This window comes from Streptomyces sp. NPDC090108 (assembly GCF_044747185.1).
Taxonomy (GTDB): Bacteria; Actinomycetota; Actinomycetes; order Streptomycetales; family Streptomycetaceae; genus Streptomyces.
Genome location: NZ_JBIVDQ010000001.1, coordinates 269,181 through 283,068 on the forward strand (window position 1 = coordinate 269,181; position 13,888 = coordinate 283,068).

Here is a 13,888-nt window from a genome sequence, read left to right on the forward strand (position 1 = left end):
AACAGTAGGCCGCGGAAGGCTTCCTCGGGCAGCGGTCGTCGACGGTTGCCCGAATGCGCCCGGGCCACCCGTATGCATCTGATATGCGCCGATCGGGTGGCCTTCAACCGCTACTCCCCGGTCGGAAGCGCGACTTCCGCCGCCGCCTCGGGTCCCTGCTCCAACAGGACGGCGAAACCGTCCTCGTTCAGGACCGGCACCTTCAACTGCATGGCCTTGTCGTACTTGGAGCCGGGGCTGTCGCCGACGACGACGAACGAGGTCTTCTTCGACACGGATCCGGTCACCTTCGCGCCCCGGCTCTGCAGCGCGTCCTTGGCGCCGTCCCGCGTGTGGTGCTCCAGGGTGCCGGTGACGACGACGGTGAGCCCTTCCAGCGGGCGCGGTCCCTCCTCCTCGCCGGTCCCCTCGTCCTCCAGCGGGACTCCGGCCGCCTTCCACTTGCGGACGATCTCGCGGTGCCAGTCCTCGGCGAACCATTCCTTGAGCGCGGCGGCGATGATGGGACCCACGCCGTCGACGGCCGCCAACTCCTCCTCGGTGGCCGCCTCGATGCGGTCGGCCGAGCGGAACTCGCGGGCGAGCGCCTGCGCCGCGACGGGGCCGACGTGCCGGATGGACAGGCCGTTGAGGAACCGGGCGAGGGGGCGGGACTTGGCCTCCTCGATCTTCTCCAGCAGCGCGAGGGTGTTCTTCTTCGGCTCGCCCTTCTGGTTGGCGAAGACCGTGACGACCTTCTCCTTGCCCGTCTTCGGGTCGCGCTTGGGCAGACCGCTGTCCGGGTCGAGGACGTAGGCCTTGATGGGCAGCAGCTTGTCCACCGTCAGGTCGAACAGGTCGCCCTCGTCCACCAGCGGCGGGTCGGCCGGCTCCAGGGGCCGGGTGAGCGCGGCGGCGGCCACCCCGCCGAAGTGCTCGATGTCCAGGCACTCGCGGCCCGCGAGGTAGGAGACGCGCTCGCGCAACTGGGCCGGGCAGGTGCGCGCGTTGGGGCAGCGGAGGTCGATGTCGCCCTCCTTCATGGGCCGCAGCGGCGTCCCGCACTCGGGGCACTCGGCCGGCATCACGAACTCCCGCTCGCTGCCGTCGCGCAGGTCGGCCACCGGTCCGAGGATCTCCGGGATGACGTCACCGGCCTTGCGGATCACCACGGTGTCGCCGATGAGCACGCCCTTGGCCTTGACGACGTCCTGGTTGTGCAGGGTGGCGAACTCGACCTCGCTGCCGGCCACCGTGACCGGCTCGACCTGGGCGTACGGCGTGACGCGGCCGGTGCGGCCGACGCCCACCTTGATGTCGATGAGCTTGGTGTTGACCTCCTCCGGCGCGTACTTGTAGGCGATCGCCCAGCGCGGGGCGCGCGCGGTGGAGCCGAGGCGGCCCTGAAGGCGGATCTCGTCGAGCTTGACGACCACGCCGTCGATCTCGTGCTCCACGGAGTGGCGGTTCTCGCCGTAGTGGGCGATGAAGCGGCGTACTCCGTCGAGGCCGTCGACCACGCGGTTGTGCCGGGAGGTGGGCAGGCCCCAGGTCTTCAGCAGGTCGTACGCCTCGGACAGCCGGCTCATGCCCGTGCCCGAGTAGCCCTCCAGGGCGCCGATGCCGTGGACGACCATGTGCAGCGGGCGGGTGGCGGTGACACGCGGGTCCTTCTGGCGCAGCGAACCGGCCGCGGCGTTGCGGGGGTTGGCGAAGGGCTTGTCACCGGCGGCGACCAGACGCTCGTTCAGGTCGAGGAACTTCTCCATCGGGAAGTAGACCTCGCCGCGGATCTCCACGAGGGCGGGGACGTCGTCGCCGTGGAGGCGGTCGGGGATCTCCGCGATCGTGCGGACGTTGGGCGTGATGTCCTCGCCGGTGCGGCCGTCGCCGCGGGTGGCCGCGCGGGTGAGACGGCCGTGCTCGTAGGTGAGGTTGACCGCGAGGCCGTCGACCTTCAGCTCGCACAGGAAGTGGTACACCTGGTCGCCCAGGTCCCGGGCGACGCGGTCGGCCCAGGCCGCCAGCTCCTCGTCGTCGAAGGCGTTGTCCAGCGAGAGCATGCGCTCGCGGTGCTCGACGGCGGTGAACTCCGTGGCGTACGCCCCCGCGACCTTCTGGGTCGGCGAGTCGGGGGTGCGCAGCTCCGGGTACTCGCCCTCCAGCGCCTCCAGGTCTCTGAGCAGCCGGTCGAACTCGGCGTCGCTGACGACCGGGGCGTCCTTCACGTAGTACCGGAAGCGGTGCTCCTCGACCTGTTCCGCGAGCTGTGCGTGCTTCTCCCGTGCCTCCGCCGGCACCGTCGTCTCCGCCTGCTGCTTGTCGCCGGCCACCGTGTGGTCCTCCCGTTACTCAGGGTTGTCCGCGAGGGATCTCGCCGCCCGGACGCAGTGCGCGAGCACCTGGCGCGCGTAGGCGGGCGAAGCGCCCGCGAGACCGCACGCCGGGGTGACCGTGACCGCTTCCGCGAGCAGCCCGGGGTGCAGACCCAGCTTGCGCCACAGCGTCCTGACACCCATGACGCTACCGGCAGGGTCCGACAACGGGCCGTCGGTGCCCGGCACGACACCGGCGAACAGTCCGGTACCGGCCTCGACGGCCTCGCCGAGGGCGTCGTCGTCACGCTCGGTGAGAAGAGCGAAGTCGAAGGAGAGGGCGGCGACACCCGCCCGGCGCAGCAGGGCGAAGGGCACGTCGGGCGCGCAGGAGTGGGCGACGACCGGGCCGCCGCCCGCCGCCCCGGACACCTGCCGCAGCGTGGCCTCGACGACCTGGCGGTCCACGGCGCGGTGGGTGCGGTAGCCGCTGGCGCTGCGCACCTGTCCGCGCAGTACGGCGGTGAGGGAGGGCTCGTCGAGCTGGAGCACCACCCGGGCACCCGGGATCCGGCGGCGCACCTCGGCGAGGTGCAGGCGCAGGCCCTCCTCCAGCGAGGCGGCGAGGTCGCGGCAGGCACCGGCATCGGACAGCACGGCCTCGCCGTTCCTGAGCTCCAGGGCGGCGGCCAGCGTCCAGGGGCCGACCGCCTGCACCTTGAGGTCGCCCTCGTAGCCCTGGGTGAACTCCTCCAGGGCGTCGAGGTCCTCGCGCAGCCAGGACCGGGCGCGCCGGGTGTCGCGGCCGGGGTGGTCCGACAGGCGCCAACCGCTGGGCTCCACGCGCGCGTACAGCTCGACGAGCATGCCGGCGGTCCGGCCGATCATGTCGGCACCGGGGCCACGGGCGGGCAGCTCGGCGAGGAACGGGAAGTCCTCCAGACTGCCGGTGACGGTCTTGGCGGCCTCCCGCGCGTCCGTGCCGGGCATGGACCCGATGCCGGTCGCTCCCGCGAACCTGAACTCGCTGTTCTCACTCACCCCGGCAGACTATGCGGTCCGGCGGCCCGGCCGGTTCCCCCGCCGGTGGCCCCGCCCGGCTCGGCCGGGCGGGAAGTACCGGTCAGCGGCCCGGGCGCACCGTCAGGTCGTTGATCTCCGCGTCCCGGGGCAGGTCGAGGGCCGTGAGGATGGCCGTGGCGACGGACTCGGGGTCGATCCACTGCGCGGGGTCGTACTCCTTGCCCTCCTGCTGGTGCACCTTGGCCTGCATGGGGCTTGCGGTGCGGCCGGGGTAGACGGAGGTGACGCGGACGCCGTTGCCGTGCTCCTCGTGGCGCAGCGAGTCGGCGAGGGCCTTCAGGCCGTGCTTGGAGGCGGCGTACGCCGACCAGCCGGCGTGGGCGTTCAGACCGGCCCCGGAGTTGACGAAGATCACTTGACCGCGGGAGGCGCGGAGCTGCGGCAGGAAGTGCCGGGTCAGTTCGGCGGGGGCGATCAGGTTGACGTTGAGCTGGTGACGCCAGGACTTCGGGGTGAGGTCGCCGATGTCGCCGAGGTCCACCACGCCGGCGATGTGCAGCAGCGAGTCGACCCGGTCCGGCAGGGTCTGGTGGGAGAACGCCCAGGAGAGCTTGTCGGGGTCGGAGAGGTCGCCGACCAGGGTGCGCGCGCCGGGGAACCGCGCGGCCAGTTCCTTGGCGCGGCCCGCGTCGCGCGCGTGCAGGACGATCTCGTCCCCGCGCTCGTGCAGCCGGCGGGCGACGGCGGCGCCGATGCCGGAGCCGGCGCCGGTGATCACATGAGTAGCCATGCCCGCCATGCTCGCATCACCGCGGGACGAGTCCCTACGCGGTGGCCGCCCGTGCCGCGGCCTCCAGGTGGGCCATGGCCCCGGCCGGCTCGGCGGCGAAGAAGACCAGCTCGGCCAGCGGGCGGGGCAGGAACCCCTCGGCCTCCATGCGGCGGAACTGCTGCTCCAGGCCGTCGTAGAAGCCGGCCGTGTTGAGCAGCACCACCGGCTTGTCGGTGCGGCCGTGCTTCTTCAGCTCCAGGATCTCGGTGGCCTCGTCGAGCGTGCCGGTGCCGCCCACCATGATCACCACGGCGTCGGCCTTCTCCATCAGGATCCTCTTGCGCTCGGCGAGGTCGGCGGCCACGATCATCTCGTCGGCGCCGGGCCGCGCCTTGAGCGCGAGGAACTCCACGGACACCCCGAGCAGCCGGCCGCCCGTCTCCTGCACCCCGTCGGCGACGACCTTCATCAGGCCCGTGTCGGAGCCGCCCCACACCAGGGTGTGACCGCCCTTGCCGATCAGCTCCGCGAACTCGCGGGCGGGCCCGGTGTAGCGCTCGGCGAGGTCGGCGGCGGAGAGGAAGACGCAGATGTTCATGGCCACCACCGTACGCGGGAAGAATCGGGGGCTCCCCGGCGCTTCCCCGGTATGAGCCGAGGACACACCATCACCATCGAGCAGGGCGACCGGCACGTGCGCGTGGTGCACGGAGGCCAGGTGCTCGCGGAGACCGACCGTCCGCTGGTGCTGCGCGAGACGGGCAGCCCCGTGCGGTACTACATCCCCGCCGAGGACGTGCGCCTCGATCTGCTGACCCCGTCCGGCACGCACACGGTCTGCCCCTTCAAGGGCACGGCGTCCTACTGGTCGCTGCCGGACGCGCCCGACCTCGTGTGGGCGTACCCGGACCCGAAGCCGGAGGTGGCGGAGATCAAGGACCACCTGTGTTTCTACGCGCCGGAAGTCTCGTGACCTTGCCCGGTGTCGTCGTGTCGTGACCGGGGAGCCGGGTGCCGTACGGCAGTCTGCACCGGCATGGAGCAGAAGACGACTTCCCGTGACGGCACGTCCCTCGCGTACCAGGTGACCGGCCAGGGCCCCGCGGTGGTCCTGGTGAGCGGCGCGCTGTCCACCGGCGGCACGCTCGCGCCCCTGGCGGAGCTGCTCGCGGACACCTGCACCGTCGTCGTCTACGACCGCAGGGGGCGCGGCGCGAGCGGCGACACGGCGCCCTACGCCGTGGAGCGCGAGATCGAGGACCTCTCCGCGCTGATCGGCGCGGTGGGCGGGGACGCGGCCCTGTTCGGGATGTCCTCGGGCGGCGCGCTGGTGCTCCGCGCGGCGGCGGACGGCCTGCCGGTGCGTCAGGCGGCCGTGTACGAGGTGCCGTTCATGGACTTCGTGACGGGAGGCGCGGCACAGTGGGCCGCGTACCGGAAGGACCTGGACAGGGCGCTCGCGGACGGCCGGCGCGGGGACGCGGTGGCGCTGTTCCTGCGTCTGACCGCCCTGGCCGAGCAGATGATCGAGCGCGCCCGCCACTCCCCCCTGTGGGCCGGTCTCGAGGTCGTCGCACCCAGCCTCGGCCACGACGCCGCGGTGATGGACGACGGCCGGATGCCGCTCGACCTGCTGGCGTCCGTCGGGGTGCCCGTCCTGTCCGTGGCGGGCGGGGCGAGCCCGGAGTGGATCCGGGAGGCGGCCCGCGCGGTGGCCGCGACGGCGCCCGACGGGATGTACGCCGAGCTGGACAAGCAGACCCACGCGGTCGAGCCGCCCGCCCTGGCGCCGCTGCTGGCGGAGTTCTTCACCGGCTCCCCCACCGGCTGAGCGGGCGGGCCCGGCGGCGGCCTCAGACGGCCGTCGCCGCCCTGCGCGTGGTCGTCGCGATGGTGGCCGAGCCGACGACGCGCGTGCCGTCGTAGAGGACGATCGCCTGGCCGGGGGCGACGCCGCGGACCGGCTCGGCGAAGGTGACGCGGAGTTCGCCGTCGACGGCCTCCGCGGTGACCTCGGTCTCGCCGCCGTGGGCGCGCAGCTGGGCCGTGTAGGTGCCGGGGCCCGAGGGCGCGGTGCCGCACCAGCGGGGCTTGATCGCGGTGAGGGCGGTGACGTCGAGGGCGGCGGCGGGGCCGACGGTGACCGTGTTGTCCACCGGGGAGATGTCGAGGACGTAGCGCGGCTTGCCGTCGGCGGCCGGGGTGCCGATGCGCAGACCCTTGCGCTGGCCGATGGTGAAGCCGTACGCGCCCTCGTGGGTGCCGACCCGGTTGCCGTCCTCGTCGACGATGTCGCCCTCGGCCTTGCCGAGCCGCCGGGCGAGGAAGCCCTGGGTGTCGCCGTCGGCGATGAAGCAGATGTCGTGCGAGTCGGGCTTCTTGGCGACGGCCAGACCGCGGGCCTCCGCCTCGGCGCGGATCTCCTCCTTGGTGGTGACCGTGTCGCCGAGCGGGAACATGGCGTGGGCGAGCTGGCGGTCGTCGAGGACGCCGAGGACGTACGACTGGTCCTTGGCCATGTCGGAGGCGCGGTGCAGCTCGCGGGAGCCGTCCTCGCCGGTGATCACCTGGGCGTAGTGGCCGGTGCAGACGGCGTCGAAGCCGAGGGCGAGGGCCTTGTCCAGGAGCGCGGCGAACTTGATCTTCTCGTTGCAGCGCAGGCACGGGTTCGGGGTGCGGCCGGCCTCGTACTCGGCGACGAAGTCCTCGACGACGTCCTCGCGGAACCGGTCGGCGAGGTCCCAGACGTAGAACGGGATGCCGATGACGTCGGCGGCGCGGCGGGCGTCGCGAGAGTCCTCGATGGTGCAGCAGCCGCGCGCGCCCGTGCGGAAGGACTGCGGGTTGGCGGAGAGCGCGAGGTGGACGCCTGTCACGTCGTGGCCCGCTTCCGCGGCGCGCGCGGCGGCGACGGCGGAGTCGACGCCACCGGACATGGCGGCCAGGACGCGGAGGGGGCGCTGCGGGGTCTCAGTCATAACCCTTCCAGGGTACGGGGCGCCGGGAACCGTGGCCGCCGCGTATCCGTTGACGATCACACGGGGACGCGTTCGGAAGAGGGCGTGGGGCGCAGGCGGGGGTGGGGGCGTGGCCGAGGCGGGCGCGAAGGGCGGGAGCGCGGGCGACGGGGACCGGCGGATCGGGCGGCGGGCGCTGCTGGTCGGCGGGGCAGCGGCCGCGGTGGGCACGGCGGTGCTGGCGCGCGAGGAGCTGTCGCATCTGTACTGGCGGCTGCCGGGTGTACGGCGCTCCCGGGTGCCGGGCGCGGTGGACTTCCGGGGCGCGCGCTGGGTGCCGGCCTCGCCCGGCAACTACCGGGAGGCGGACCGGCCGGACGACTACGCGGTGGACCGGGTGGTCGTCCATGTGACGCAGGGCGGTTACGCGTCGGCGGTGAAGGTCTTCCAGGACCCCGCGCACGAGGCGGCGGCGCACTACATCGTGCGCCGGGACGGGCGGATCACCCAGCTGGTCCGGGAGCTGGACGTGGCCTTCCACGCGGGCAACCGGGAGTTCAACGAGCGCAGTGTCGGCATAGAGCACGAGGGTTTCGTGGAGGACGCCTCCTCCTTCACCGACGCGATGTACGCCGCGTCGGCCCGGCTGACGGCCGCGATATGCGGGCGGTACGGCATGGCCGCCGACCGTGAGCATGTGATCGGGCACGTCCAGGTGCCGGGGACGGACCACACCGATCCGGGCCCGCACTGGGACTGGGAGCGGTACATGAAGCTGGTGCGGCAGGCGCGTACCGCCCGGCCGTAGTCCGCAAAAAAATCAAGCACGAAACCCTTTTTGTCCGCTTCCGGGAGTTCTATGCTGAATTCAGGCCTACGAGGCGAGTGAGGGAGTTCGAGCGTAGTAGCCGACTTCAGCGCGAAGCGAGAAGTTCAGTTTCCGCTGGTGCCGACATCTACGGTCGCAACTGAGAGGCCGGAAGGCAGTAGCGAGGCCCGACGGCGACCCCTAGTCACCTGATCCGGACCATACCGGCGAAGGGAACCCGTTTCGTAGGTCGTTTCCGTGCCCGCCGGCGCCTCAGGTGAGGCCCGCCGCGCGGGCACGTTCCACCGCGGGGCCGATCGCCCCGGCGACCGCCTCGATGTCCGCCTCCGTGGAGGTGTGGCCCAGCGAGAAGCGCAGGGTGCCGCGGGCGAGGTCGGGGTCGACGCCCGTCGCGAGCAGCACATGGCTGGGCTGCGCCACGCCCGCCGTGCAGGCGGAGCCGGTGGAGCACTCGATGCCCTGGGCGTCCAGCAGCAGGAGCAGGGAGTCGCCCTCGCAGCCGGGGAAGGTGAAGTGGGCGTTGGCCGGGAGCCGCCCGCCGGGCGCCGGGTCGCCGCCGAGGAGGGCGTCCGGGACGGCGGTGAGCACGGCGTCGGCCAGCCGGTCGCGCAGGGCGCCGATCTCGCGGGCGAAGCGTTCCTGGCCGTCGGCGGCGTGCCGGCCGGCCACCGCGAAGGAGGCGATGGCGGGGACGTCGAGGGTGCCGGAGCGCACGTGCCGCTCCTGGCCGCCGCCGTGCAGCACGGGCACCGGGGTGTACTCGCGGCCGAGCAGCAGCGCGCCGATGCCGTAGGGGCCGCCGATCTTGTGGCCCGAGACGGTCATGGCGGCGAGCCCGGAGTCGGCGAAGCCGACCGGGACCTGCCCGAAGGCCTGCACCGCGTCGGCGTGCAGCGGGACGTCGAACTCGGCGGCGACGTCGGCGAGTTCACGGACCGGCATGATCGTGCCGATCTCGTTGTTGGCCCACATCACGGTGGCCAGGGCGACGTCGTCGGGATTGCGGGCGATGGCCTCGCGCAGCGCCTCCGGGTGCACCCGGCCATGGGCGTCCACGGGGAGGTACTCCACGACGGCGCCCTCCTGTTCGGCCAGCCAGTGCACGGCGTCGAGGACGGCGTGGTGCTCGACCGGACTGGACAGGACCCGCACGCGGGCCGGGTCCGCGGCGCGGCGGGCCCAGAACAGCCCCTTCACCGCGAGGTTGTCGGCCTCGGTGCCGCCCGAGGTGAAGACGACCTCGCTGGGGCGGGCGCCCAGCGCGTCCGCGAGGCTCTCGCGGGACTCCTCGACCGTGCGGCGCGCCCGGCGGCCGGAGGCGTGCAGGGAGGACGCGTTGCCGGTGATGCTCAGCTGGGCGGTCAGCGCCTCCGCCGCCTCGGGGAGCATCGGGGTCGTGGCGGCGTGGTCGAGGTAAGCCATGGTGCGGCCGATTCTACGGGGCACCGTCCGCGCGGCCCGCTCCGGCCGTACGGACGGGACGGATCACCCGGAACGGCCGCCCGCGGCAGCCCCGCACCACCGGCCCCGCCGCCCGCACCGGACCCCGCCGCCCGCACCTGACCCCGCCGACCGGGGCCGGACCGCGCCGCCCGGCACGCCGACCAAACGGCCCTCAGGGCCACCGGACCGCAGGGCCACCGGACCGCAAGGCCACCGGACCGCAAGGCCACAGGGCCACCGGCCCTCAGGGCCACCGGACCGCAGGGCTACCCGGACCGCAGGGCTACAGCGCCGCAAGGCCGCAAGGCCGTCAAGGCATCGGCTCGCCGGCCCGCCGTCACAGGTTCCAGGACACCGTGTCGGACAGCTGCATGGTGGCCGCGAGGACCACCAGGTCGGCCACGCCCAGGGCCATGCCGAGCCAGGCGCGGCCGCGGCGGGCGGTGCCGCGCCAGAGGGCGGCGGCGGCCAGCGCGACGGCGACGGGGCCGAGGAAGAGATTGAGGACGAGCAGGCCGAGCAGGCCGAGGATGAAGGAGGCCACGGCCATGCCGTCGGCGTCCCGGGTACGCGGCCCGGTGACAGCGCGGCCCGCGGCAGGTGCGGTGAGACGCATGGGGCTCAGCTCCTGGAGGTGGTTGCGGACGGCCGGACGGCCGGGGTGCGGCGACGGCGGGCGGTGTGCCGCTCGCGGACCGCGAAGACGACGAGCCACACGGCGATGACGGCTGCCAGCGCGGCGGAGACGGCGATCGGTACGTGGGCGACGGTGCCGAGCACGACACCGAGCAGCATGAGTGCGGCGACGAGGAACAGCATGAGGTCGGGTCCCCCCTCCGGGATGCCTCGCGCGGCGCCTCCGAGGGGGCGCCGCCCTGAAGTTCTGGTGAACAGTTGTAGTAACACTTGTTCACTGACTCCGAGTCTAACCCGCGCCGCGGCTTTCCAATTCCGGAGAACAGTTGTTAACTGGATGACATGAGTCACACGCTCGGCATCCGGCAGGCCCAGAAGCAGAAGACCCGTCAGGCGTTTCTGGACGCGGCGCTCGTGCTGCTGGAGGAGCAGAGCCTGAGCAGCCTGGGACTGCGCGAGGTGACCCGGGCCGTCGGCGTGGCACCGACCGCCTTCTACCGGCACTTCCGCTCCACGGCGGATCTCGGGGTGGCCCTGGTCGACGAGGCGCTGGGCAGCCTGCACCCCATGGTGCGCACGACGGTGTCGACGACCGACGACAACGACGAACGCATCCGCCGCGCCATCGAGTTGATCGCCCGTCATGTGGACACCCACCCCGCGCACGTCCGCTTCATCGCGCGGGAACGGCACGGCGGGGTGCAGCCGGTGCGCGAGGCCATCCAGGCCCAACTGGCGCGGTTCGCCGAGGAGGTGCGGGCCGAACTGGCCAACGACCCGCAGGCCGAGGGGTGGAACGACGACGACCTGCTGATGCTGGCGCACCTCTACGTCGACCAGATGCTCAGCACGGCCTCACTGTTCCTGGAGGCGCTGGACGCGCCCGGGGAGGAGCGCGAGCGCGTCGTACGGCTCGCCACCCGTCAGCTGCGGCTCATCAGCGTCGGCCGCCACCACTGGCTGGACTGACCGCGCCGCGGCTCAGCCGAGCCGGACGCGGGCGAGCTGGCGGGACTGGGCGACCAGCCGGTCCTCGCTGTCCCAGACCTCGGCGTCCTCCTCGAGGAAGCCGCCGGCCAGATTGCGGGTGGTGATCGACACCCGCAGCGGCCCCGGAGCCGGGCGGTGGCGGACGTGCACGGTGAGCTCGACCGTGGGCACCCAGCCCTTCAGGCCGATCTCGAAGGCGGTGGGAGGCAGGGCGTCCACCGCGAGCAGCAGGGACAGCGGGTCGGCGTCACGGCCGTCCGCGAGCCCGAACCAGGCACGCATCTCCCCCTTGCCGGAGGGCGCGCCGAGCGCCCAGCCGAGGGTCGCGGGGTCCAGTCGCAGCATCAGCCGGTCGGTGATGGCCGAGCTTCCCTCCACCGGGGCGGGTCCGTCCCCGGAGCCGAAGCACTGCTCCGGCGGGGGCATCACCGGCGGGGTGGCGGTGGTGCGGACGTCGTCGGGGAGGGCGGCGAGATCACCGTAGGAGGCGAGGACGCGGATCCGTTCCACCTCGTTGCCCTCGTCGTCGTACTGGAAGAGGGAGGCCTGGCCGGTGGAGAGGGTGCGACCGGTGCGGACGGTCTGCGTGCGCACGACCGCGGGGCCGGGCCGGGAGGCCGTGAGGTAGTGCGCGGAGACGGTGAAAGGGTCCGGGTGCGGGAGGGTGTCCGCGAGGGCCCGCCCGAGCACGGCCAGCAGATAGCCGCCGTTGACGGCGCTGATGATGGTCCAGCCGGCCGAGAGGTCGATGTCGTAGACGCCGGGCTCGCGCCGGGTGAGCGCGGTGTCCCGGTCGAACTCGCTGTCGCCGATCAGGGCCCGCGAGGGGGATCCCCCCGCCCGGGCGCGGCCGAGAGCGTGGGAGGGTGCGGAAGCAGCTTCTGGCATGGCTGAACGGTACAACAAGGCATTACTAAGCGGTAGCTTTTCGCTGTTCGGCGGCCCGCGCCACACTCCAGGGTGAGAATCCGGCAATTTCTAGGTAAGTGTCCGGACACGTCCACAACCTCGGACCCCCGATCGCCCTCTATGAGGACATGAGCCTCACCGGGACTCCGTTCCTCTACACGACGATCGTGCTGGCGGTCGTCGCCCTGATACTGCCGCTCGCCCTCTGGTCGCGGATGCGCGGCCCCCGGCCGCTGCGCACCGCGGCCCGTGTACTGATGCTGCTGTTCGCCCAGGGCACCGCCGTCACGCTGGTCTTCGTGCTGGTCAACAACCAGAACAACCTGTACGACAACTGGGCCGACCTGGTCGGCACCGGCAACCATGTCCAGCAGGCCACCGACCTCGGCCGGGACGGCACGGGCGGCATCGCGCTGAAGACCCTGCCCCGGGTCAGACAGGACTTCAGGCCGGCCGACGGACCCGGGATGCGCGCGGCCGGCGGGGTCCGCGTCACCCAGCTCAGGGGCCGGGTCTCGGGGGTGAACGCCGAGGTCTACGTCTGGCTCCCGCCCCAGTACGACGAGCCGGCCTACCGGCACACGAAGTTCCCGGTGGTGGAACTGCTCCCGGGCTATCCGGGCTCGGCGAAGGCCTGGTTCGGGGCGCTCGGGACGCACCAGCAGCTGCTGCCCCTGATGAAGGACGGCCGGGTGGCGCCGTTCATCCTGGTCGCCCCGCGCACCAACCTGCTCGCCGGCGTGGACACCGGCTGCGCCAACGTGCCCGGCCAGGTCAACGCCGACAGCTGGCTGAGCATCGACGTGCCGAGGATGGTCGCGGACAACTTCCGCGTCCAGCCGGCGCCGCGGGGCTGGGCCGTCGCCGGGTACTCGGCGGGCGCCCACTGCGCGGTCAAGCTGGCCGTCGCCCACCCCGACCGGTTCCGGGCCGCGGTGAGCATGTCCGGCTACAACGACCCGATCGGCGAGCGCAACTCCCTGGCCGCGCAGAGCCCCGCGCTGCGCGCCGCGAACAATCCCTACCTGCTCCTGCGGAAGCGGGCGGAGCCGCCCCGGATCGCGCTGTACCTCTCCGGCGAGTCCGGCGACGGCTACCAGGCCGGCATGGCGCTGGAGTCCGTGGCCAAGGCGCCGACCACCGTGCACGTGGTCTTCCTGCCGCGCAGCGCGGGCGGCCACACCCTGGCGCTGTGGCGGCCGCAGGTCCCGGCGGTGTTCCGCTGGCTGACCCTCCAGATGGGCCAGAACCGGGCCGGCGGCGAGGACCGCTCCCTCGCCGGGACCGCGGAGTCCACCCGGGCCACCCACTCCCGGGTGCCTACTCCTCGGTCACCGTCGAACGCCGGTTCCACGCACGCGGCGCTCGCCAGTGGTACTTCATCGCCAGCAGGCGCAGCACGAAAGCCGTGACGGCGGCCACGCCGCTGGTGACCGGGGTCAGCACGTCGTAGCGGATGCAGAGCACCACCATGGTGGAGCCGACGATCGCCGGGACCGCGTACAGGTCGCGGTCCCAGCGCAGCAGCGAGGGGACCTCGTTCGCCAGCACGTCGCGCAGCACACCGCCGCCGACGGCGGTGGCGAGCCCCAGGGTCGCCGACGCGGTCAGCCCGAGGCCGAAGCTGTACGCCTTGGTCGTGCCGGTGACGCAGAACAGGCCGAGGCCCGCCGCGTCGAAGACGAGAACCGCCGACTGGATCCGCTCCACGTGCGGATGCAGGAAGAAGACGACGACGGCCGTGATCAGCGGGGTGAGGAAGTAGCCGAGGTCGGTGAAGGCGGCCGGCGGCACGGCCCCGATGATCAGGTCCCGGAACAGTCCTCCGCCCAGCGCGGTCACCTCGGCCAGCACGGCGATGCCGAACAGGTCGAAGTTCTTCCGGACGGCCAGCAGCGCACCGGAGATCGCGAACACGAAGATGCCGATCACATCGAGCGTGTGCTGGACGGAGGGACTGAAGATTTGCTGGAGCTGCACCCTGACATTCTCACCCGCCGAGGCCGGTGAGCCTTACAAACCCAGGGTCAAGGTC

Annotated in this window: 15 protein-coding genes; 5 read left to right on the top strand and 10 right to left on the bottom strand. The window is 72.7% G+C overall.

All coding sequences use genetic code 11. From position 1 onward, the window contains the following. Nucleotides 1–110: 110 nt before the first annotated feature. The 4 genes from ligA to ACIPRD_RS01165 form a co-directional block, all read right to left on the bottom strand. Nucleotides 111–2,312, bottom strand: coding sequence for an NAD-dependent DNA ligase LigA (gene ligA / locus ACIPRD_RS01150; protein ID WP_356404001.1), 2,202 nt, complete (start codon nucleotides 2,310–2,312; stop codon nucleotides 111–113). 15 nt (nucleotides 2,313–2,327) lie between these two features. Beyond that, nucleotides 2,328–3,335 carry a methionine synthase gene (locus tag ACIPRD_RS01155; RefSeq protein ID WP_401558900.1) on the bottom strand — a complete coding sequence of 336 codons (1,008 nt, stop codon included), beginning with the start codon at nucleotides 3,333–3,335 and terminating at the stop codon, nucleotides 2,328–2,330. Between the two features lie 82 nt (nucleotides 3,336–3,417). Beyond that, the gene (locus ACIPRD_RS01160; RefSeq protein ID WP_356403995.1) at nucleotides 3,418–4,116 is read right to left on the bottom strand and encodes an SDR family oxidoreductase; all 699 of its coding nucleotides are present in this window, start codon (nucleotides 4,114–4,116) and stop codon (nucleotides 3,418–3,420) included. A 25-nt stretch (nucleotides 4,117–4,141) separates the two neighbouring features. Beyond that, nucleotides 4,142–4,687 (bottom strand): TIGR00730 family Rossman fold protein, encoded by a 546-nt coding sequence (locus tag ACIPRD_RS01165; protein ID WP_356403992.1) that lies wholly within the window; start codon nucleotides 4,685–4,687, stop codon nucleotides 4,142–4,144. Nucleotides 4,688–4,738: 51 nt separating this feature from the next. On the opposite strand from ACIPRD_RS01165, the gene ACIPRD_RS01170 reads away from it, so the two are divergent. Both ACIPRD_RS01170 and ACIPRD_RS01175 read left to right on the top strand, forming a co-directional pair. Then, the gene (locus ACIPRD_RS01170) at nucleotides 4,739–5,062 is read left to right on the top strand and encodes a DUF427 domain-containing protein (RefSeq protein WP_401558904.1); all 324 of its coding nucleotides are present in this window, start codon (nucleotides 4,739–4,741) and stop codon (nucleotides 5,060–5,062) included. Between the two features lie 63 nt (nucleotides 5,063–5,125). Beyond that, complete coding sequence (locus ACIPRD_RS01175) at nucleotides 5,126–5,920, top strand: alpha/beta hydrolase (protein WP_356403986.1); 795 nt, start codon at nucleotides 5,126–5,128, stop codon at nucleotides 5,918–5,920. Nucleotides 5,921–5,942: 22 nt separating this feature from the next. Here ACIPRD_RS01175 and mnmA read toward each other — a convergent pair whose 3' ends face one another. Then, nucleotides 5,943–7,067, bottom strand: a complete 1,125-nt coding sequence (mnmA, locus tag ACIPRD_RS01180) for a tRNA 2-thiouridine(34) synthase MnmA (protein ID WP_356403983.1) — start codon at nucleotides 7,065–7,067, stop codon at nucleotides 5,943–5,945. A 109-nt stretch (nucleotides 7,068–7,176) separates the two neighbouring features. Between mnmA and ACIPRD_RS01185 the strand changes: the two genes are divergently transcribed. Then, entirely contained in the window at nucleotides 7,177–7,854 is a 678-nt protein-coding gene (locus ACIPRD_RS01185; protein ID WP_356403980.1) for an N-acetylmuramoyl-L-alanine amidase, read from the top strand. A 273-nt stretch (nucleotides 7,855–8,127) separates the two neighbouring features. Here the strand turns inward: ACIPRD_RS01185 and ACIPRD_RS01190 are convergent, their stop codons facing one another. From ACIPRD_RS01190 to ACIPRD_RS01200, 3 genes are all read right to left on the bottom strand, one after another. Then, nucleotides 8,128–9,297, bottom strand: coding sequence for a cysteine desulfurase family protein (locus ACIPRD_RS01190; protein ID WP_401558909.1), 1,170 nt, complete (start codon nucleotides 9,295–9,297; stop codon nucleotides 8,128–8,130). Between the two features lie 358 nt (nucleotides 9,298–9,655). Continuing rightward, on the bottom strand, nucleotides 9,656–9,934 hold the full coding sequence (locus ACIPRD_RS01195; protein ID WP_401558911.1) for a DUF4190 domain-containing protein: 279 nt from the start codon (nucleotides 9,932–9,934) through the stop codon (nucleotides 9,656–9,658). A 5-nt stretch (nucleotides 9,935–9,939) separates the two neighbouring features. Then, nucleotides 9,940–10,137 carry a hypothetical protein gene (locus ACIPRD_RS01200; RefSeq protein WP_356403971.1) on the bottom strand — a complete coding sequence of 66 codons (198 nt, stop codon included), beginning with the start codon at nucleotides 10,135–10,137 and terminating at the stop codon, nucleotides 9,940–9,942. A 159-nt stretch (nucleotides 10,138–10,296) separates the two neighbouring features. Between ACIPRD_RS01200 and ACIPRD_RS01205 the strand changes: the two genes are divergently transcribed. Further along, a complete protein-coding gene (locus ACIPRD_RS01205) occupies nucleotides 10,297–10,923 on the top strand; it encodes a TetR family transcriptional regulator (RefSeq protein WP_401558914.1) in 627 nt (208 codons plus the stop codon). Between the two features lie 12 nt (nucleotides 10,924–10,935). Here ACIPRD_RS01205 and ACIPRD_RS01210 read toward each other — a convergent pair whose 3' ends face one another. Next, entirely contained in the window at nucleotides 10,936–11,832 is an 897-nt protein-coding gene (locus ACIPRD_RS01210) for a thioesterase family protein (protein ID WP_356403965.1), read from the bottom strand. 149 nt (nucleotides 11,833–11,981) lie between these two features. On the opposite strand from ACIPRD_RS01210, the gene ACIPRD_RS01215 reads away from it, so the two are divergent. After that, nucleotides 11,982–13,265, top strand: a complete 1,284-nt coding sequence (locus ACIPRD_RS01215; RefSeq protein ID WP_401558917.1) for an alpha/beta hydrolase — start codon at nucleotides 11,982–11,984, stop codon at nucleotides 13,263–13,265. On the opposite strand, the gene ACIPRD_RS01220 is transcribed toward ACIPRD_RS01215, so the two are convergent. Then, the gene (locus ACIPRD_RS01220) at nucleotides 13,174–13,833 is read right to left on the bottom strand and encodes a trimeric intracellular cation channel family protein (protein WP_356403959.1); all 660 of its coding nucleotides are present in this window, start codon (nucleotides 13,831–13,833) and stop codon (nucleotides 13,174–13,176) included. The two genes, ACIPRD_RS01215 and ACIPRD_RS01220, sit on opposite strands and share 92 nt — an antisense overlap. Nucleotides 13,834–13,888 lie beyond the last annotated feature (55 nt).

Excerpts from the sequence above, each read along its gene's own strand:
- ACIPRD_RS01190 (WP_401558909.1), bottom strand. The coding sequence starts at position 9,297 with ATGGCTTACCTCGACCACGCCGCCACGACCCCGATGCTCCCCGAGGCG.
- ACIPRD_RS01175 (WP_356403986.1), top strand. The coding sequence starts at position 5,126 with ATGGAGCAGAAGACGACTTCCCGTGACGGCACGTCCCTCGCGTACCAG.
- mnmA (WP_356403983.1), bottom strand. The coding sequence starts at position 7,067 with ATGACTGAGACCCCGCAGCGCCCCCTCCGCGTCCTGGCCGCCATGTCC.
- ACIPRD_RS01215 (WP_401558917.1), top strand. The coding sequence starts at position 11,982 with ATGAGCCTCACCGGGACTCCGTTCCTCTACACGACGATCGTGCTGGCG.
- ACIPRD_RS01195 (WP_401558911.1), bottom strand. The coding sequence starts at position 9,934 with ATGCGTCTCACCGCACCTGCCGCGGGCCGCGCTGTCACCGGGCCGCGT.
- ACIPRD_RS01200 (WP_356403971.1), bottom strand. The coding sequence starts at position 10,137 with ATGCTGTTCCTCGTCGCCGCACTCATGCTGCTCGGTGTCGTGCTCGGC.
- ACIPRD_RS01165 (WP_356403992.1), bottom strand. The coding sequence starts at position 4,687 with ATGAACATCTGCGTCTTCCTCTCCGCCGCCGACCTCGCCGAGCGCTAC.
- ACIPRD_RS01160 (WP_356403995.1), bottom strand. The coding sequence starts at position 4,116 with ATGGCGGGCATGGCTACTCATGTGATCACCGGCGCCGGCTCCGGCATC.
- ACIPRD_RS01210 (WP_356403965.1), bottom strand. The coding sequence starts at position 11,832 with ATGCCAGAAGCTGCTTCCGCACCCTCCCACGCTCTCGGCCGCGCCCGG.
- ACIPRD_RS01205 (WP_401558914.1), top strand. The coding sequence starts at position 10,297 with ATGAGTCACACGCTCGGCATCCGGCAGGCCCAGAAGCAGAAGACCCGT.
- ACIPRD_RS01170 (WP_401558904.1), top strand. The coding sequence starts at position 4,739 with ATGAGCCGAGGACACACCATCACCATCGAGCAGGGCGACCGGCACGTG.